This window comes from Marivivens aquimaris, assembly GCF_015220045.1.
GTDB lineage: Bacteria > Pseudomonadota > Alphaproteobacteria > Rhodobacterales > Rhodobacteraceae > Marivivens > Marivivens aquimaris.
This window is the reverse complement of sequence record NZ_JADBGB010000001.1, coordinates 2,023,286-2,042,225: the sequence shown is the minus strand read 5'-3', so window position 1 is coordinate 2,042,225 and position 18,940 is coordinate 2,023,286. Positions and strand designations below refer to the sequence as shown.

At 59.6% G+C, this 18,940-nt stretch carries 20 protein-coding genes and 1 riboswitch; of the genes, 15 read left to right on the top strand and 5 right to left on the bottom strand.

Annotated elements, in window-relative coordinates:
- Window position 1: 1 nt before the first annotated feature.
- The gene (locus tag IF204_RS10060) at window positions 2-1,063 is read left to right on the top strand and encodes a dipeptidase (RefSeq protein WP_194096689.1); all 1,062 of its coding nucleotides are present in this window, start codon (window positions 2-4) and stop codon (window positions 1,061-1,063) included.
- On the opposite strand, the gene IF204_RS10055 is transcribed toward IF204_RS10060, so the two are convergent.
- The 3 genes from IF204_RS10055 to IF204_RS10045 all read right to left on the bottom strand — a co-directional run bounded on the left by IF204_RS10055 (window position 1,064) and on the right by IF204_RS10045 (window position 2,877).
- Window positions 1,064-2,116, bottom strand: a complete 1,053-nt coding sequence (locus IF204_RS10055) for a YeeE/YedE family protein (protein ID WP_194096687.1) — start codon at window positions 2,114-2,116, stop codon at window positions 1,064-1,066.
- A gap of 34 nt (window positions 2,117-2,150) precedes the next feature.
- On the bottom strand, window positions 2,151-2,474 hold the full coding sequence (locus tag IF204_RS10050; protein WP_194098200.1) for an ArsR/SmtB family transcription factor: 324 nt from the start codon (window positions 2,472-2,474) through the stop codon (window positions 2,151-2,153).
- 115 nt (window positions 2,475-2,589) lie between these two features.
- On the bottom strand, window positions 2,590-2,877 hold the full coding sequence (locus IF204_RS10045) for a hypothetical protein (protein ID WP_228069151.1): 288 nt from the start codon (window positions 2,875-2,877) through the stop codon (window positions 2,590-2,592).
- 152 nt (window positions 2,878-3,029) lie between these two features.
- Here IF204_RS10045 and IF204_RS10040 point away from each other — a divergent pair, with 152 nt between their 5' ends.
- From IF204_RS10040 to hemA, 11 genes are all read left to right on the top strand, one after another.
- Window positions 3,030-3,764: a cytochrome c biogenesis CcdA family protein gene (locus IF204_RS10040; RefSeq protein WP_194096684.1), complete on the top strand. Its 735-nt coding sequence runs from the start codon at window positions 3,030-3,032 to the stop codon at window positions 3,762-3,764.
- 25 nt (window positions 3,765-3,789) lie between these two features.
- Window positions 3,790-4,356, top strand: coding sequence for a thioredoxin family protein (locus tag IF204_RS10035; RefSeq protein ID WP_194096682.1), 567 nt, complete (start codon window positions 3,790-3,792; stop codon window positions 4,354-4,356).
- A 138-nt stretch (window positions 4,357-4,494) separates the two neighbouring features.
- Entirely contained in the window at window positions 4,495-4,971 is a 477-nt protein-coding gene (gene soxX, locus IF204_RS10030) for a sulfur oxidation c-type cytochrome SoxX (protein ID WP_194096680.1), read from the top strand.
- Between the two features lie 25 nt (window positions 4,972-4,996).
- Complete coding sequence (gene soxY, locus IF204_RS10025) at window positions 4,997-5,413, top strand: thiosulfate oxidation carrier protein SoxY (RefSeq protein ID WP_194096679.1); 417 nt, start codon at window positions 4,997-4,999, stop codon at window positions 5,411-5,413.
- Window positions 5,414-5,430: 17 nt separating this feature from the next.
- Window positions 5,431-5,760: a thiosulfate oxidation carrier complex protein SoxZ gene (soxZ, locus tag IF204_RS10020; protein WP_167635959.1), complete on the top strand. Its 330-nt coding sequence runs from the start codon at window positions 5,431-5,433 to the stop codon at window positions 5,758-5,760.
- A gap of 32 nt (window positions 5,761-5,792) precedes the next feature.
- Window positions 5,793-6,647 (top strand): sulfur oxidation c-type cytochrome SoxA, encoded by an 855-nt coding sequence (soxA, locus tag IF204_RS10015; protein ID WP_194096677.1) that lies wholly within the window; start codon window positions 5,793-5,795, stop codon window positions 6,645-6,647.
- Between the two features lie 89 nt (window positions 6,648-6,736).
- Window positions 6,737-8,440 (top strand): thiosulfohydrolase SoxB, encoded by a 1,704-nt coding sequence (gene soxB, locus IF204_RS10010; protein ID WP_194096675.1) that lies wholly within the window; start codon window positions 6,737-6,739, stop codon window positions 8,438-8,440.
- A 15-nt stretch (window positions 8,441-8,455) separates the two neighbouring features.
- On the top strand, window positions 8,456-9,730 hold the full coding sequence (gene soxC, locus IF204_RS10005; RefSeq protein ID WP_194096673.1) for a sulfite dehydrogenase: 1,275 nt from the start codon (window positions 8,456-8,458) through the stop codon (window positions 9,728-9,730).
- On the top strand, window positions 9,714-10,973 hold the full coding sequence (locus tag IF204_RS10000) for a c-type cytochrome (protein ID WP_194096671.1): 1,260 nt from the start codon (window positions 9,714-9,716) through the stop codon (window positions 10,971-10,973). Before soxC ends, IF204_RS10000 begins: the two co-directional genes overlap by 17 nt.
- Before the next feature lie 121 nt (window positions 10,974-11,094).
- Window positions 11,095-11,526: a DUF302 domain-containing protein gene (locus IF204_RS09995; RefSeq protein ID WP_194096669.1), complete on the top strand. Its 432-nt coding sequence runs from the start codon at window positions 11,095-11,097 to the stop codon at window positions 11,524-11,526.
- Between the two features lie 2 nt (window positions 11,527-11,528).
- Window positions 11,529-12,752 (top strand): 5-aminolevulinate synthase, encoded by a 1,224-nt coding sequence (hemA, locus tag IF204_RS09990; RefSeq protein WP_194096668.1) that lies wholly within the window; start codon window positions 11,529-11,531, stop codon window positions 12,750-12,752.
- Between the two features lie 27 nt (window positions 12,753-12,779).
- On the opposite strand, the gene IF204_RS09985 is transcribed toward hemA, so the two are convergent.
- Together IF204_RS09985 and IF204_RS09980 are read right to left on the bottom strand one after the other, a co-directional pair.
- Window positions 12,780-13,166, bottom strand: coding sequence for an ester cyclase (locus IF204_RS09985; protein ID WP_194096666.1), 387 nt, complete (start codon window positions 13,164-13,166; stop codon window positions 12,780-12,782).
- A gap of 40 nt (window positions 13,167-13,206) precedes the next feature.
- Window positions 13,207-14,097, bottom strand: coding sequence for an MBL fold metallo-hydrolase (locus tag IF204_RS09980; RefSeq protein WP_194096663.1), 891 nt, complete (start codon window positions 14,095-14,097; stop codon window positions 13,207-13,209).
- A 146-nt stretch (window positions 14,098-14,243) separates the two neighbouring features.
- Window positions 14,244-14,329, top strand: a riboswitch (glycine riboswitch).
- A gap of 107 nt (window positions 14,330-14,436) precedes the next feature.
- On the opposite strand from IF204_RS09980, the gene gcvT reads away from it, so the two are divergent.
- The 3 genes from gcvT to gcvP all read left to right on the top strand — a co-directional run bounded on the left by gcvT (window position 14,437) and on the right by gcvP (window position 18,854).
- On the top strand, window positions 14,437-15,543 hold the full coding sequence (gene gcvT / locus IF204_RS09975; protein WP_194096661.1) for a glycine cleavage system aminomethyltransferase GcvT: 1,107 nt from the start codon (window positions 14,437-14,439) through the stop codon (window positions 15,541-15,543).
- Window positions 15,544-15,566: 23 nt separating this feature from the next.
- Window positions 15,567-15,926, top strand: coding sequence for a glycine cleavage system protein GcvH (gene gcvH / locus IF204_RS09970; RefSeq protein ID WP_194096660.1), 360 nt, complete (start codon window positions 15,567-15,569; stop codon window positions 15,924-15,926).
- Between the two features lie 90 nt (window positions 15,927-16,016).
- A complete protein-coding gene (gene gcvP, locus IF204_RS09965) occupies window positions 16,017-18,854 on the top strand; it encodes an aminomethyl-transferring glycine dehydrogenase (RefSeq protein WP_194096658.1) in 2,838 nt (945 codons plus the stop codon).
- Window positions 18,855-18,940: the final 86 nt, after the last annotated feature.

The window sequence follows — 18,940 nt, the reverse complement described above, 5'->3', positions numbered from 1 at the left end:
AATGACCTCAATTCCCGTATTCGATGGCCACAACGATTTCCTCTTCCGCGTGTCTTCGGTGTCCCCTGACAAGAGGGAAGCCATGTGGCTGGAAGGCGAGGGCGCGCACCACCTCGACTTGCCCCGCATGAAAGAGGCAAACTTTGCGGGGGGGTTCTTCGCAATCTGGGTGCCATCGCCGGACGACGGCTCCGGCCTTGATTTCGAGACACAGATGGAAACGCTGCCTTATCACCTGAACCTGCCGCCGATGCTGTCGCAGGCCGATGCTGTGCTGACCGCGATGACCCAAGCGGCCTGCCTGCGCCAGATGGAGCGCGTGTCGGGCGGTGATTTCGTCATCGTGGAGAGCGGCAAGCAGATCCGTCCGCTGATCGAGAGTGGGAAGATTGCCGCGATCATGCATATGGAAGGGGCGGAGGCGATCGGGCCGGAGCTCGATCATCTGCAACTATGGTACGACATGGGTCTGCGTTCTCTTGGCCCTGTGTGGAGCCGTCCGACGCTGTTCGGTGAAGGCGTGCCATTCGCGTTTCCGTCGTCGCCGGATCATGGCGCGGGCCTGACGGACCTCGGCAAGCAACTGGTTGCTGAATGTGACCGCCTCGGCATCTTGATCGACCTGTCACACCTGAACGAAAAGGGTTTCGAGGATGTCGTCGCGCTGTCCAGCCAGCCGATGATGGCAACGCATTCGAACGCCCATGCGATTACTCCGTCGTCCCGAAACCTCACGGATCGCCAGCTGAAGATCATGGCAGAAACCGACGGCGTTGTGGGTTTGAATTACGGTTGCGCCTTCCTGCGCGACGACGGCCGCCGCGATGAAAACGTGGGTTTCGATCCGATGATGCGGCACCTCGATCACTTGCTCTCGATCATGGGCGAGGACCGTGTGGCGCTTGGCTCCGACTTTGACGGAGCGGTCATTCCCAAGGCGATTGGCGATGTCATGGGCCTCTACGATCTGATCCAAGCCATGCAGGCCCACGGCTACGGGACCGAACTCACGGCCAAGATCGCCAACGGCAACTGGCTTAACTTCCTCGAACGCGCGATGTGATTATTCGGCGGGGGCCCAACCGGCGATAAGCTGACGAAGCCCCAGCCAGGCGCCTGCAAAGATGCTCGCGACGACCAGAGGGGCGGACCACGCGAGAACCGACATGGCCGACAGGCCCTGTCCGATGCTGCATCCCATCGCGACGACGGCTCCGACCCCCATGAGCGCCGCGCCGAACACCTGACGGCGCAGTTCGCGCGGGTCCTCGCAGGCTTCCCAGCGGAAATGACCTTTGATCAGGGAGCCGAGGAACGCGCCGCACCACACACCGCAGACTGAACCGACGGCGAACGATAGCGAGCTGCCGCTGGCGGTCATGGTCCACAGGATCGTCTCGCCCAGTGGGGCGGCAAAGGTGTGGCTCGCGACGATAGCGGGGTTGAACGCATACTCTGCGATCCACTGCGTTCCCGCCCAAGCAAGGACGACCGACAGGCCGACGACCGCGCCCCATGCAATGTACTCTGGCGCTTTGCGGACGTGCGAGGGCGCGATCGTGAGCGCCAGAATGACGAGGCCAGCGATCATCCCGATGAGGTTCGGTGAAACGCCGACGACCTCGCCAAGCGTATGCGCGATACCCGCTGGAGCGTCGGCGCGACCTTGCGGGAAGACCGCAACACGAAGATAGGCGAGGGGACCGCTTATCGTGGCAAAGGCAGCGATACCCATAACGACCACGATGACGAAGTTTCGTAAATCACCGCCGCCCAGTCGCGCGAGCGCCCCGTAGCCGCAGTTGCCTGCGAGGGCCATGCCGTAGCCGAAGACAAGTCCGCCGAAGATGGCGCCGATAGGTGCGAATGCGAAGCCGAGGTAGATCGTGTCCATGGGGCTGAGCAGGCCGCCAGCCATCAGGCCAAAGGTTCCGAACACAGCCACGCCGATCGCCACGCCCCACATCCGGAGCCGCAAATCATTGTTGCCGTAGAAGTAATCCTCGATTGCGCCGAGTGTGCAGAAGCGCCCAAGCCGCGCTGCCAGTCCGAGCATCACGCCGGTGACAAGGCCGACGATAGCGGCCATTGTCCCGTCTCCGAGCCAGTCGATCATAAAGTGTCCTCCCTTGGCGACCCAAGGGCCGCACTCACGATCGTCCGCAGAACATCTCGTAGAGCACGTTGATAATCTGGCGGGGACGGTCGTCGGTCAAGCTGTAGTAGATGGTCTTGCCCTCGCGTCGTGGTACGACGAGACCTTCCAGACGCAAGCGTGCAAGCTGCTGGGAAACCGCAGCCTGACGGGCGGAGATAAGCTCTTCGAGTTCAGTCACCGACTTTTCGCCGGAGGCCAGATGGCAGAGGATCATGAGGCGACCCTCATGACTGATCGCCTTGAGAAAATTCGCCGCGTCCGTCGAATTCTTCTCCATCTTCGCCATGTCAGCGAGGCTGATAGCGAGCTCACCCATGTCCCAATCCCAGCTTTTTGTAGAGCGTTCCATCGCGACTTACTGATCTTTGTCTACGTTTCAAGTCCCCAATAGGTCCCAGTTGGGCCAAGTTGTTAACGCTATCACTCATAAGTCACATATTCGGCGCAGGTATTTCGGCCTCTTGCAGCAGGTTTCCGAGGAAGCCCCAGAAGAAATCTTCGCCCGGATAACCCTCGATACGGCCAAGCTCGACGTTATCGTCGATCAGCACAAAGGTCGGCGAGAAAACGACAGGGCGCTCAAACTCATAAGCGTCCAGCGAGCCATGCAGGTCGGCTGTGATGAGAGGTGCGGTCTTGCCTTCGGTTGTTTTGTCATAGGCATCGCCGACTTCGGCGTCCCAGCGGGCGCACCAGATACAGCCTTGTTCGCGCACCATTAAAAGCTGCGTTTCGGCTGCGACAGGTGCCCCTACAAGTATCGATAAGGCTGCGATAAGGTACTTCAGCTTCGGTCTCCTAATTCGTTTGACCGGCGTACGACTAGTCATCTAGCGTAATATGAATATGTGAATTCATCAAGGATGCCGCAATGGAGATCAGCTATCTCGGTGCAGCGATTGCCGGTCTGCTTTCATTCTTCACGCCCTGCGTGTTGCCCATGGTTCCGTTCTACCTGTCATATATGGGCGGGATGTCGATGGCGGAACTGCAGGGCGACGATGAAATTGCGCCAGGTGTGCAACGTCGGCTGATTTTGGCCTCCATTTCCTTCGCGCTGGGCGTTACGACGATCTTTGTTTTGCTGGGGATGGGCGCGACGACGGCGGGGCAATTCGTGGCGCAGTGGAAATCGGTGCTGGCCTATGTGGCTGCCGCAATCCTCATCGTTTTCGGCCTCCATTTCCTCGGCGTCTTCCGTATTGGACTGCTGTACCGCGAAGCGCGCCTCGACTCGACGAAGAAGCCTGCGGGCCTCGCTGGAGCCTACGTGATGGGTCTCGCCTTCGGCTTTGGCTGGACGCCCTGCGTCGGGCCTGCGCTGGCCTCGGTTCTCTTCATGGCAGGCGGTATGGGCAACGTCTGGGAAGGCGGCCTTCTGCTGCTGGTCTACGGTGTTGCCATGACCTTGCCGTTCGTCATCGCCGCGTTTTTTGCCAAGCCGTTCCTTGGCTGGGCGCGTAGGAACCGCAAATATCAGGCATATGTTGAAAAAGTCATGGGCGTCATGCTGATTGTGTTCGGCATCCTCATCGCAACGGGGAGTGTGAACGTGATTGCAGACTGGATGATTAAGGCGATGCCTTGGTTCACCAACATACTCTGATTTCGCAATACGGGAGGAGAATCCGATGCGGAAACTACTGACATTGCTGGCCGCGTGTCTGTGGACATCGGTAGCCAGCGCAGCCACGCTCGGTGATGACGGGCTGCACAAAGAAACGTGGATGCGCGAAACCTTCAAGGATCTGCGTGAGGACCTCGAAGAAGCGACCGCCGAAGGCAAGCGTCTGCTGGTCATGGTCGAGCAGCGCGGCTGCATTTACTGCACCAAGATGCACGAGGAGGTGTTCCCGAACGAGACAATCGCCCAGTACATCGAGGACAACTACTTCGTCGTTCAGATCAACATGTTCGGCGACGTGGAGGTGACCGATTTCGACGGTACGACTCTGCCTGAAAAAGAGATGGTTCAGAACTGGGGGATTCTTTTCACGCCGACGCTGATTTTCTACCCGAAAGAAGTGGAAGACGGCGTTGCCGGAATGGATGCAGCCGCAGCGGTGATGCCCGGTGCATTCGGCAAATGGACCACCTACAACCTGCTCCGCTGGGTGGTCGATGAAGGCTATTTAGGCGACGAGAATTTCCAGAAATATCATGCGCGTATGATCGAAGAGGGCGGGCTGTCCGATTGACAGCCTGCGACAATTCGCCCATACCTTGAGGCCCGCCGCAGAGCAGCAATATTCAAATTTTTGAATTTATCGTTGTCAGCGGCGAATGGTGTGCACTAAGGTATTCATTAAGCCGCATATGATGATCAGGGAGGGCTCATGAAGAGCATCATTCAAATGACGGCCGGTCTGGCTTTGGCCGCCACAGTCGCTTCGGCAGAGGACGTTGCTCCGGCAGATGTCGTTTACGAAGAGTATGGTGAGGTCACTGCTTCTCTGACTGGCGTAGCTGGCGATCCGGAAAACGGCATCGTTGTTATGACTTCGCGTGGCAAAGGCAACTGCATCGCCTGTCACGAAGTTACGGCTCTCGCGGATTATCCGTTCCATGGCGAGGTCGGGCCGATGCTCGACGGCGTGGGCGGCTACCGCAGCGAAGCCGAACTTCGCGGTATCGTCGCAAACGCGAAACACACATTCCCCGACACCATGATGCCCGCGTTCTACAAGACCAGCGGCTACATCCGTCCGGGCGATGCGTTCACCGGCAAAGCAGGCCAAGAGCCGCTTCCGCCGCTTCTGACCGCGCAGGAAATCGAGGATGTCGTCGCGTACTTGCTGACGCTGACCGACTGATCCAACCGTATTCTAAGGAGACAACATGAACCTGAACCGCAGAGAAATGATCCTGCTGGCGACGGGCGCTTCGGTGGCCGCGATGCTGCCGTTCCGCGCTTCGGCTGCTGCTGATGAGGCGATCAATGCATTCACTGGTGGTGCCGAAGTCGGCGAGGGCGGTCTGACCCTCACTGCTCCGGAAATCGCCGAAAACGGTAACACTGTGCCGATCGAAGTCGACGCTCCGGGCGCGACCGCGATCTTGGTACTGGCTGCTGGCAACCCGACCCCGTCGGTCGCCACTTTCAACTTCGGCCCGCTAGCGGGTGCGCAGATGGCTTCGACCCGTATCCGCCTTGCAGGTACGCAGGACGTCATCGCCATCGCGAAGATGTCGGATGGCTCGTTCGTTCGCGCTTCGAAAGAAGTTAAGGTCACCATCGGCGGCTGCGGCGGCTAAGGCATCGGAGAGAGAAAATGGCAGACAACGTAACACCCCGCGTCCGCGTCCCCCGCGATGCCACTGCTGGTGAAGTCATCACCATCAAGACCCTGATTTCGCACCCGATGGAATCGGGCCAGCGCAAAGACGGCGACGGCAACCCGATCCCGCGTTCGATCATTAACCGCTTCACTTGTGACTTTAACGGCCAGAACGTTATCGACGTCACTCTCGAGCCGGCAATCTCGACCAACCCGTACTTCGAATTCCAGGCCACCGTGCCGGAAAGCGGCGCGTTTACCTTCACTTGGTATGACGATGACGGTTCGGTCTACGAGGACACCAAGGAAATCGCGGTCAGCTAAGGGCTGATCGCGTCACAAGGGGAGGATCAATAATGATGAAAACGGCTCTCAAAGGTGCTGTGTACGGGCTGATCGCTCTTGCTGCATCCACTGCCGTTGCTGACGAAAGCGCCGAGCTCATCGTCAACGGCGAAACCGAGATCGTGACCCGCGCTGACGCGCCGGCACACCTTGATGGTGCTCTTTCGGAAATCACCTCGGGCTGGGTCTACCGCTCGAATGAAACCCAAGCCATGCAGATGGACGACTTCGACAATCCGGGCATGCTCGCCGTCGAAGACGCCATGGTCGCTTGGGGCACCGCCGAAGGCACCGAGAACAAATCCTGCGCGGATTGCCATGGCGCTGCCGAAGAAGGCATGGCCGGTGTTCGCGCGACCTATCCGAAGTGGAACGACGACGCCGAGGAAGTCCGTACTCTCGCGATGCAGATCAATGCATGCCGTACCGAGAACATGGGCGCCGAGGAGTGGAAATACGACGGTGACGACATGCTCGCCATGGAAGGTCTGATTTCCTACGCCGGTCGTGGTGACACGATCAACGTCGCCATCGACGGACCTGCTCAGGCCATGTGGGAACAGGGTCGTGACATGTACTATACCCGCACCGGTCAGCTCGAGCTGTCGTGCGCGAACTGCCACGAGCAGAACTATGGTAACATGATCCGCGCTGACCACCTGAGCCAAGGCCAGATCAACGGCTTCCCGACCTACCGTCTGAAAAATGCGAAGCTGAACGGCGTTCAGTCGCGCTTCAAGGGGTGTGTCCGCGATACCCGCGCAGAGACCTATGCAGTCGGCAGCGAAGAGTTCATCGCTCTCGAACTGTACGTTGCAAGCCGCGGCAACGGCCTCTCGGTCGAAGGCCCGTCGGTCCGCAACTAAGCTCTAGGCAAGCCCGCATTCCGTGTGGATGCGGGCTTTCTCCTAGCTAAAATATTCAATTTTCAGAATGCGAAGAAGGATCGAGTGACATGATCTCGCGTCGTGATTTTCTACAGGCAAGCATGGCGGCCAGCGCCATCGTCGGTGCCTCTGGGTTTGGTAATTGGGGCCGTCTGGCGGCGCAGCAACTTCTGACGCAGGACGACCTGCTGTCGTTCAAGACCTTCGGTAATGTGTCTCTGATCCACCTGACCGACATCCACGCCCAGCTGAACCCGATGTATTTCCGCGAGCCGGAGATCAACATCGGCGTGGGTGAAAACAAAGGCGAAGTCCCGCATATCACCGGTGCTGACTTCCGTCGTCTGTACGGCATCGAGGATGGCTCCCCGTCCGCATACGCGCTGACCTACAACGACTTTGCTTCGCTCGCCAAAGGCTACGGCAAGATGGGCGGCCTTGATCGCATCGCGACTGTCGTGAAGGCAATCCGTGCCGACCGTCCCGACGCGCTGCTGCTTGATGGCGGTGATACGTGGCAGGGTAGCTACACCTGCTACCACACCGAAGGTCAGGACATGGTCAACACCATGAACCTTCTCAAGCCTGACGCGATGACGTTCCATTGGGAATTCACGCTCGGTCAGGATCGCGTTCGCGAGATCGTCGAAAACCTCCCCTTCGCCGCGCTGGGCCAGAACATCTTTGACGCGATGTGGGATGAACCCGCTGCCGAATTCTCGCCCTACAAGTTCTTCGAGCGAGGCGGTGTCAAGATCGCCGTGATCGGTCAGGCGTTCCCCTACATGCCGATCGCTAACCCCGGCTGGATGTTCCCCGATTACTCCTTCGGTATCCGCGACGAGAACATGCAGGCGATGGTCGATGAATGCCGCGCCAAGGGCGCCGAGTGCGTTGTCGTTCTGTCCCACAACGGTTTTGACGTGGACAAGAAGATGGCCGAGCGCGTGCAGGGCATCGACGTTGTTCTGTCGGGCCACACCCACGACGCGCTGCCTGAGCCGTATCTCGTTGGCGAAACCATCGTCATTCCTTCGGGCTCGCATGGCAAATTCGTAAGCCGCATCGACCTCGACATCCGCGATGGCCGCATGATGGGCTTCCGTCACAAGCTCATCCCGATCTTCTCGGACGTCATCGAATCCGACGCCGAAATGTCCTCCGCTATCGAGGCCGAACGCGCGCCGTTCCAGAGCGAACTGAGCGAAGTGCTCGGCACCGTCGCCGACGACACCACGCTGTTCCGCCGTGGGAACTTTAACGGCTCGTGGGACGATCTGATCTGTGACGCGCTCCTCGAAGAGCGTGATGCGGAGATCGCAATGTCGCCGGGCGTGCGCTGGGGCCCGTCGCTGATCCCGGGTCAGCAGATCACCCGCGAGGACGTCTTTGGCGTTACTTCGATGACCTACCCGAACGCGTACCGCACCGAGATGACGGGCGAGTTCATCCACACCATCATGGAAGACGTTGCCGACAACATCTTCAATCCTGATCCCTACTACCAGCAGGGCGGCGACATGGTGCGTATGGGCGGCCTTGGTTACCACATCGACGTCAGCAAGCCGATCGGCGAGCGCATTTCCAACATTACGATGCTCAAGACCGGCGAACAGCTCGATCCGGCCAAGAGCTACGTCGTCGCCGGCTGGGCGAGTGTTAACGAAGGCACCGAAGGTCCGGCGATCTGGGACGTGGTGGAATCTCACATCCGCAAACTTGGCACCGTTTCCGTTGCGCCGAACACATCGGTGCAGGTCAGCGGCGTCTAAACGGAGGACATCAGGATGGATATCAAGATCAAAGGCACGAAACCGTCCCGCCGGAATTTCCTGACCGGCGCCGTGGCTGCTGGCGGTGCCGCTGTCAGCGCGTCGTTTGCGCGTGCCCAAGGTGCGCCCGATCCGGCAATCACCGAACTGCAACCGTGGCGCAACCAGCTTGGTGACGGCGTCGATGCGCGTCCCTATGGTGTTCCGTCGAAGTACGCGTCTGAGGCTGTGCGCCGTGACGTTCCGTGGCTGACTGCCGACCCGATCAGCTCGGTCAACTTCACGCCCTTGCATGAACTCGACGGTATCATCACGCCCAACGGGCTGTGCTTCGAGCGTCACCATGGCGGTGTCGCTGATGTCGATCCGGCAGAGTACCGCCTGATGATCAACGGCCTCGTGGATAAGGAAATCGTGTTCACGCTCGAAGACCTGATGCGTTATCCGCGCGAAAACCACGTCTACTTCCTCGAGTGCGCGGCAAACTCGGGCATGGAGTGGGCCGGCGCCCAGCTCAACGGCTGCCAGTTCACCCACGGCATGATCCACAATGTCATGTACACCGGCATCCCGCTGCGCCTTCTGCTCGAAGAAGCGGGCGTTCAGGCCAATGGCAAGTGGCTGCTCGCCGAAGGTGCCGATGCCTCTGCGATGACCCGCTCGATCCCGATGGAAAAGGCGCTCGACGACTGCCTCGTTGCGTTCAAGATGAACGGCGAAGCGCTCCGTCCCGAGCAGGGCTACCCCGTTCGCCTCGTCGTTCCCGGTTGGGAAGGCAATATGTGGATCAAGTGGCTCCGCCGTCTCGAAGTCGGTGACGAGCCTTGGCAGCACCGCGAGGAAACGTCGAAGTACACCGACCTTCTGGCCAACGGTAAGGCCCGCCGCTTCACGTGGGAGATGGACGCCAAGTCGGTCATTACCAGCCCGTCGCCGCAAGCGCCGATCACCCATGGCAAAGGCTGGACTGTGGTCACCGGCATCGCTTGGTCGGGCCGCGGCACGATCCCGCGTGTGGACGTGACCATCGACGGCGGCAAGAACTGGCATCAGGCCCGCATGAGCGGTCCGTCGTTCAACAAGTCCGTGCATCGCTTCTACTTCGAATTCGAATGGGACGGCTCGCCGCTGCTCCTGCAATCCCGCGCTCACGACAGCACCGGATACGTCCAGCCGACCAAAGACGAGCTGCGCGCGATCCGTGGCGAGAATTCGATCTACCACAACAACGGCATCCAGACTTGGTATGTCAACGAGAACGGCGAGGCTGAAAATGTCGAAATTTCTTAAGATCTTCGTCCCCGCTCTGGGCGGCGCGACCGGCATCCTCGCGATCTCTTACATGATGGCTGACCAGTTGGTCGTGGACATCCCTGCGCCCGTTCGTGAAGCCATCGCAGTCCGCGCGGCCTACGCCGAAGAAGCCAAGGCCCAAGCCGCTGCCGACGCGGAGGCTGCCGCAGCACTCGCCGCCGAGATGGCGGCTGCCGGCCATGCGCCGTCGATCGAAGGCGGCTACGGCCTCGGTCGTCCCGCGCTGACCGAAGAAGTAGCCGCGTGGAACACCGACATCCGTCCCGACGGAATGGGCCTGCCCGAAGGCTCGGGCGATGTATGGACCGGTGAAGAGGTTTTTGTCGAAAAGTGCGCCGTGTGTCACGGCGACTTCGGTGAAGCTGTTGGTCGCTGGCCAGTTCTCGCAGGCGGGCAGGGCACATTGAAAAACGAAGATCCGGTGAAGACCATCGGTTCGTATTGGCCGTACCTGTCGACGGTCTACGATTACGTGAACCGCGCCATGCCGTTCGGTGATGCATCGACGCTGACACCTGACGAAGTCTACGCGATCACCGCGTATCTTCTGTACCTCAACAACGAGGTCGAGGACGACTTCACCCTGTCGAGCGACAACTTCACCGAGGTGCGACTGCCCAACGAAGACAACTTCTTTATGGACGACCGCATGGACACCGAATTCCCCGTCTTCGTCCGCGCGGACATCTGCATGGAGAATTGCAAGGAAGAGGTGGAGATCACGATGCACGCCAGCGTGCTCGACGTGACGCCTGAAGAAGAGGGCGCTTCGGAAGAAGATGCTCTGACCGAAGAAGCTGCCGTGACAACAGAGGAATCGACAACCGAGGTCGCTGCTGAGGAAACCAACGAGGAAGCTCCGGCCGAAGAACCTGCTGTGGAAATGGCGGCCTTCGATCCCGAGCTAGCTGTCGCTGGCGAGCGTGTCTTCGGCAAGTGCCGCGCCTGTCACAAGGTCGGTGACGGCGCACGTAACGGCACCGGTCCGCAGCTCAACGGCATTGTCGGTCGCGGGATCGGAGCACTCCAAGATTTCCGTTATTCCGATGTTTTCCAAGAGGCTCACGCCAACGGCGAGACGTGGGATGAGGAACGCCTTGGCGCATTTCTTGCAAACCCGCGTGACGCTATGCCGCGTACCCGTATGAGCTTTGCGGGTCTACGTGATCAGGGTGATATCGACGCGGTGATCGAGTACCTGAAGTCGGTCGATCAGTAATCGGAGCGCTTCCCCCTTGGTTGTAGCCGCGAGGGAAGCTACATGCTCCGAAACATGATATAGATCAAAGCCACGTTTTTGATGTGGCTTTATCAACACCGCAGATTGAGGGGCTTTTGCCATGAACCGTTTTGCCATTTCCGCACTGGTCGCACTGACCGCTTCGACTGCCTTTGCGCAGGAAGCAGTGACCTATGACGTGAATGGCACCTTCGACGACGCCATCTTCGGACTGGAATCGGCAATCACGGGGCGGGGACTGGTGGTCGACTGGGTCAGCCACACCGGAGAGATGCTTGCCCGCACGGGCGAGGATGTCGGCTCCGATGTGACGCTCTTCGACAAGGCCGATGTCTACAACTTCTGCTCGGCAGCCCTGTCGCGCAAGATGATGGAGATTGACCCCCTCAACATCGCGCACTGTCCGTATGCGGTCTTTGTCTTCGAACGCGAAGGCGAGGTGACCGTGGGCTACCGCACCCAACCCGAAGGCGAGATGCAGGAAGTTCAGGCACTTCTTGACGAAATCGCCCGCGAAGCTGCCGGAGACTAATCATGGACTATCAGAACTTCTTCCGCTCGGAGTTGGACAAGCTCCGCGATGAAGGAAACTACCGCGTGTTTGCCGATCTCGAGCGTGAACGCGGCAATTTCCCTCAAGCGGCGAACTTCATCGAGGATAGCGTCCGCAAGGTCACTATCTGGTGCTCCAACGATTACCTCGGCATGGGTCAACATCCGGTCGTCCTGTCCGCCATGCATGATGCGCTGGACAAGGTGGGTGCCGGTGCTGGCGGTACACGCAATATTTCGGGCACCACACACCACCACGTCCTTCTGGAGCGCGAACTGGCCGATCTGCATGGCAAGGAAGCCGCGCTGCTGTTTACCTCAGGCTACGTGTCGAACTGGGCCGGTCTGGGGACACTGGGCGCGAAAATCCCTGGCCTCGTTATTCTGTCCGACGCGCTGAACCATGCGTCGATGATCGAAGGTATCCGCCATTCCAAGGCACAGCGCATCATCTGGAAGCACAACGACCTTGAAGACCTCGAACGTCATCTGGCGAGCCTGCCCGCAGAGCAGCCGAAGCTGATCGCGTTCGAGTCCGTCTACTCGATGGACGGTGACATCGCGCCGATCAAAGAGATCTGCGACCTCGCCGACAAGTACAACGCGATGACCTACATTGACGAAGTGCACGCTGTCGGCATGTACGGTCCCCGCGGTGGCGGCGTGGCCGAGCGCGAAGGTCTGATGGACCGCATTACTGTGATCGAAGGCACACTGGGCAAAGCGTTCGGCGTCATGGGCGGTTACATCACTGCATCGCGTGAACTGGTCGATTTCGTCCGCTCGTTCGCGTCGGGCTTCATCTTTACCACCGCTCTACCGCCTGCCGTGGCCGCTGGTGCCTGCGCCGCGATCCGTCACCTCAAGACGTCGACGGATGAGCGTGAGGGCCAGAAGGCGAAAGTCGCCAAGGTTCGTGCAATGCTCGACAAGGCGGGCATCCCGCACATCGACAACCCGAGCCACATCATTCCGGTGATGGTGGGCGATCCGGTGAAGTGTAAGTGGCTGTCGGACGTTCTGATGGATCAGCACGGCATCTACATCCAGCCGATCAATTACCCGACCGTTCCCAAGGGCACCGAGCGTCTGCGCATCACTCCGTCGCCGGTGCATACCGACGAGGATATTGAAAAGCTGATCGGCGCGCTCTCGGACCTGTGGGAGCAATGCCAGGCGGCGCGAATGCCGATGGCAGCACAATAAAACAGAAGGGGCCGCGAGGCCCCTTTTTCATAGCTGATCTTCGACGGATTTGCGGTCGATCACCGACCAGACCTGCCGGACTTTGCCGTCTTCGAACCTGTAGAACACGTTCTCGTCGAACTGTACGCGCCTGCCGTTGATGGGTAGGCCGAAAAACTCGCCCTTTGGCGTGCAGTCGAACTCCAGCTTCGCGGCGATATGCGGCGGCTCCGCGATCAGCAGGCCGATGTTGAAACGCAGATCGGGGATTTCGCGAAAGTCCCGCTCCAGCATCTGCCGGTAGCCTGAGAGCCCGACCTGTTTGCCGTTATGCTCGGCCTCCTCGTGGACGAATTTGCCGAGGTTCGCCCAATCCTGCCTGTTCAGGCAATCGATATAGCAACGGTAGATTTCAGATAATTCTGCGGGTGTCACTGCGACCTCCTCTGGTCAGTCGCAGCGACCCTAATACGCGTCAGGCGGGAATGAAACGGTAGCCGTCGCCTGATTTTTCCGCGTGCCCGATGCCGGGGAAGGGGAAGTGGAAGCCGACCAGCATCGCCTTGTCCGCATTCAGACGATCCAGCAGCGCGGTCCGTGTCGCCGCGCCCATCTCGCCGTCCTGATCGGAACCCAATTCCCACTGCGGCTGTTCGAACGCGACATGGTGGTTGCCGATACTATCGCCGACGATCATCAGCGGATCGGAACCGTTCACGGCGAACGCCATGTGACCGGGGGTGTGTCCCGGTGTTCCGACAGCCTGAAGGCCCGTAAGCACATCCTCGCCATCGTCGAACACGTCCATTTCGACGGCATTCAGATACCGAAGCGCACCGGCCGCAAATGCCATACGTTCTTCGCCGATTGTGTTCACCGTTTCGGGGTCGAGCCAGTAGTCACGCTCCGCTCGTCCGATCATGTGGCGGGCGTTGTAGAACACTGGCTCATAGAAGTCGTCGAGCACGCCCCAAAGGTGGTCGGGGTGCGCGTGGGTAAAAAGGACATGCGTGACGTCCTCCGGCGCGACACCCAGCGCGTCCAGCGAGTCGACCAGCCGACCCGCGCTGGGCTGGAAATTCATGCCCGAACCGACGTCGATCAGGATCGTATTCTCGCCATCGCGCAGCAGCGTGACATTGCAATCGGGGGTCAGTTGCTCGGTGCCGAGATCATAGCGCGCGAGGATGTCGGCGGCGTCATTCACATGCTCCCCGAGGATAAAACCGGCAGGCAAAATGAGGTTGCCGTCCGACAGCGTGTCGACCGTGTAGTTGCCGACGGTCGTCGAGGCATGAAGGCGAAATGGCAGGGTTCCGGCCATCGCGGCAGTGCCCATGATCATCGTCCGGCGTGTGATAGCCATAACGGCTCCTCCCTCATCACATTCAATATCGACTATATATAAAGCGCCTTGCCTATTTTGGCTACATCGGTCATCGGTGCCGCAAATAAAACGCGGATGGTCGTATTTTCCCACTAGACGACCCCCAATAAATTTCCTATCGGAAACTTACGTGTTCGGGAGAACTGGATCGCCAGTGCCGAAGGAGCAACCGCCCCGGGAAACTCTCAGGCAAACGGACCTTGCACGTGCAAACACTCTGGAGAGAGGCGCAACGCGCCCGCCGAAGGGATAACGATCTCAGGCGAAGGGACAGAGGGGGCATCGACAACGGGCGGAGACCCTGATGCTGGAGTGGACATGAGCGATATGAAACGCACGGGGCTTTTCGATCTTCATCTGGAACTGGGTGCCAAGATGGTGCCGTTCGCGGGCTACGATATGCCCGTGCAGTACCCGATGGGCGTGATGAAAGAACACCTCTGGACCCGCGAGAATGCGGGGCTGTTCGACGTCAGCCACATGGGTCAGGTCATCCTGCGTGGTGACGATGTCGCATCCAAGTTCGAAGCGCTCGTCCCGATGAACGTGCAGGGCCTCAAAGAAGGTCGCCAGCGCTATGGCTTTTTCACCAACGATGATGGCGGCATCCGTGATGATCTGATGTTTGCCAACCGCGGCGATCATCTGTTCGTGGTCGTGAATGCCGCCTGCAAGGATGCCGATATCGCCTACATGCGTTCCGCGCTGGAAGGTGTCGAGGTAATCGAGGTGACTGACCGCTCGCTCGTGGCTCTACAGGGCCCGAAGGCCGAAGCCGCGCTTCAACCGATTGCGGACGTTGCCGAGATGAAGTTCATGGACGTGGCCACTATCGACACCGACTACGGCGAACTCTGGATCAGCCGTTCGGGTTATACCGGTGAGGACGGGTTCGAGATCTCCGTGCCCGACCAACATGCCGAAGCCTTCGCCCGCCGACTTCTGGCCGATGATGCGGTTGCTCCGATTGGTCTTGGCGCGCGCGATAGCCTGCGTCTTGAGGCTGGTCTGTGCCTCTACGGTTCCGACATCGACGAAGTGACCACGCCTGCCGCGGCCGATCTCCTTTGGGCGATCCAGAAGGTGCGCGTAAACGGCGAGCGTGCAGGTGGCTTTCCTGGTGCTGACCGTATCATCGAAGAAATTGAAAACGGCGCGCCTAGCAAGCGTGTTGGGCTGCTGCCCGACGGCCGTGCGCCGATGCGCGCAGGCACACAGCTCTTCGCGGATGCCGAAGGCGGCGTGCCGATCGGCGTCGTCACCTCCGGCGCATTCGGACCGTCAATCGAGCGCCCGATGTCGATGGCCTATGTGCCAACGGAACTTGCACACAATGACGTAGTTATTTTCGGAGAAGTGCGTGGCAAACGCCTTCCCGCTAAAGTGACGGCACTTCCGTTCCGTCCTTCCGCTTATAAACGTTGATGTCCAACACGGAGACCATGGACATGAAATATACCGAAGAACATGAATGGCTGCGGGTCGAAGGCGATCTGGTTGTCGTAGGAATTACCGAATACGCGACTGAACAGCTCGGCGATATCGTGTTCGTCGAACTGCCGGAAGAAGGCACCGAAATCAGCAAGGACGACGAAGTTGTCGTCATCGAGTCCGTCAAGGCGGCCTCCGAGATCCTCGCCCCCCTCGATGGCGAGATCGTCGAGGTCAATGACGTACTGTCTGACAATCCGGCGCTCGTGAACGAAGATCCGCTGAATGACGGTTGGTTCTTCAAGATGAAGATCGAAGACATGTCCGTGCTCGACGAGCTGATGGACGAAGCCGCCTACAAAGAACACATCGGCTGATCTGGTCCCGCCTTCGGGCGGGCTCTTTTCGGAATAAATTCAGGGGGTGCCTCGGCACCCTCCGGGATAGCTCTTGCCTGAGGATATGGGATGACCTTTACCCCTACCGATTACCGCCCCTACGATTTTGCGAACCGTCGCCATATTGGCCCGAGCCCGTCGGAGATGTCCGAAATGCTCAAGGTGATCGGCGCGGATAGCCTCGATGCACTGATCGATGAAACGATCCCCGCGTCGATCCGTCAGGCGGAGCCGCTGGACTTCGGTAAACCAAAATCCGAGGGCGAGTTGCTGCACTTCCTCGGTAACGTGGCGAAGAAGAACAAGGTCATGACCAGCCTGATCGGGCAGGGCTTCTATGGCACGGTCACCCCGCCCGCGATCCAGCGCAATATCCTCGAAAACCCCGCTTGGTACACGGCCTACACGCCCTACCAGCCCGAGATTTCGCAGGGCCGACTGGAGGCGCTGTTGAACTACCAGACCATGATCTGCGATCTCACTGGCCTCGAAATAGCGAACGCATCGCTGCTCGATGAAGCGACCGCTGCTGCCGAAGCGATGACGATGGCGGAGCGTGTGGCCAAGTCCAAAGCCAAGGTGTTCTTCGTCGATGAAAACTGCCATCCGCAGAACATCGCCGTCATGAAAACTCGCGCGGAGCCGTTGGGCATCGAAATCATCGTTGGCTCGCCTGATAATCTGGACGCGGACGCTGTTTTTGGCGCTGTCTTCCAATATCCGGGCACATACGGTCACGTTCGCGATTTCACTGAGCAGATGGAGGCGCTGCACGCCGCCAAGGCCATTGGTATCGTCATCGCCGACCCACTCGCGCTGACGCTACTCAAGGAACCGGGTGCGATGGGTGCTGATATCGCCGTCGGCTCGACCCAGCGCTTCGGCGTTCCGCTCGGCTACGGCGGTCCGCACGCTGCGTACTTTGCTTGTAAAGAAGAGTATAAGCGCTCCATGCCCGGCCGCATCGTCGGTGTGTCGGTGGATAGCCGTGGTGGCCGCGCGCTGCGCCTCGCGCTCCAGACCCGCGAACAGCACATCCGCCGCGAAAAGGCGACGTCGAACGTCTGCACCGCTCAGGCTCTGCTCGCCGTTATGGCGTCGATGTACGCCGTGTTCCACGGTCCCGTTGGCCTCAAAGCGATCGCGCAACGTATCCACCGCAAGACCGTCCGCCTCGTGCGTGGGCTGGAGGCGGCAGGCTTCAAGGTCGAGCCGGATGTCTATTTCGACACTGTCACCGTCGAGGTCGGCCCGTTCCAAGGCGCCGTCATGAAGTCTGCGGTCGAGGAAGGCGTGAACCTGCGCAAGATCGGCACCACCAAGGTCGGCATCAGCCTTGATGAGCGCACCCGTCGCTCGACCATTGAAGCCGTTTGGCGCGCCTTCGGTATTAACGCTTCCGACGATGATCTGACCCACCGCTATGTCATCCCTGATGATGTGATGCGGACCTCGGGTTACCTTGAACACCCGATTTTCCACATGAACCGCGCCGAGACCGAGATGATGCGTTATATGCGCCGCCTTTCGGACCGTGACCTCGCGCTTGACCGTGCCATGATCCCGCTTGGGTCTTGCACGATGAAGCTGAACGCTGCGGTCGAGATGATGCCGATCACTTGGCCCGAGTTTGCGTTCATGCACCCCTTCGCGCCCGTCGATCAGGCTGCGGGCTATCAGGAGATGATTGGCGATTTGTCAGACAAGCTCTGTCAGATTACGGGCTATGACGACATGTCGATGCAGCCGAACTCCGGTGCGCAGGGGGAATACGCGGGTCTTCTGACGATCCAAGCCTACCACCGTTCGCGCGGCGACGATCAGCGGAATATCTGCCTCATCCCGATGTCCGCACACGGAACCAACCCCGCGTCGGCGCAGATGTGCGGCATGAAGGTTGTCGTGGTGAAGTCGGCAGAGAATGGCGACATCGACGTCGAGGACTTCCGTGCAAAAGCCGAGAAAGCGGGCGAGAACCTCGCCGCCTGCATGATCACCTATCCGTCCACTCACGGCGTGTTCGAGGAAACCGTCCGCGAAGTGTGCAGCATCACGCATGAGTTCGGCGGACAGGTCTATATCGACGGCGCGAACCTGAATGCGATGGTCGGTCTGGTAAAGCCGGGCGACATTGGCGGCGACGTCAGCCATCTCAACCTGCACAAGACCTTTGCCATCCCGCATGGCGGCGGCGGTCCTGGCATGGGGCCGATCGGTGTGAAATCCCACCTCGCGCCGTTCCTGCCGGGACACCCCGAAACGGGTGGCACCGAGGGGCCGGTGTCGGCAGCGCCGTGGGGCTCTGCGTCGATCCTGCTGATCTCGTGGGCTTACGTTCTGATGATGGGTGGACAGGGCCTGACCCAAGCTACCAAGGTCGCGATTCTGAACGCAAACTACATCGCGAAACGATTAGAGGCAGGTTACGATGTGCTGTTCAAAGGCCGCTCGTCCCGCGTGGCCCACGAGTGCATCATCGACACCCGCCCGTTTGCCGATAGCTGCGATATCACCGTGGACGACATCGCCAAGCGCCTCATCGACAACGGCTTCCACGCCCCGACGATGAGCTGGCCTGTTGCGGGCACGCTGATGGTGGAGCCGACCGAGTCCGAAACGAAGGCGGAGCTCGACCGCTTCTGCAACGCGATGCTCGAAATCCGGACGGAGATCGACAAGGTGGCGGAAGGCAAATGGCCGGCGGACAACAACCCGCTCAAGAACGCGCCGCATACTGTCGAGGATCTGGTCGGTGAATGGGAACGCCCCTACACCCGCGAAGAGGCCTGCTACCCTGCCGGCTCTTTCCGCGTCGACAAGTATTGGGCCCCTGTGAACCGTGTCGACAACGTGTGGGGTGACCGCAATCTCACTTGTATTTGCCCGCCAGTGGAGAACTACGCCTGATCAACTTATCCAGAGGTTTCTCGGCTTAAGTGTCGCCTAATTGACAATAAGGCTGAGCAAATCCCCTCATGGGTAAGTTGTTACGA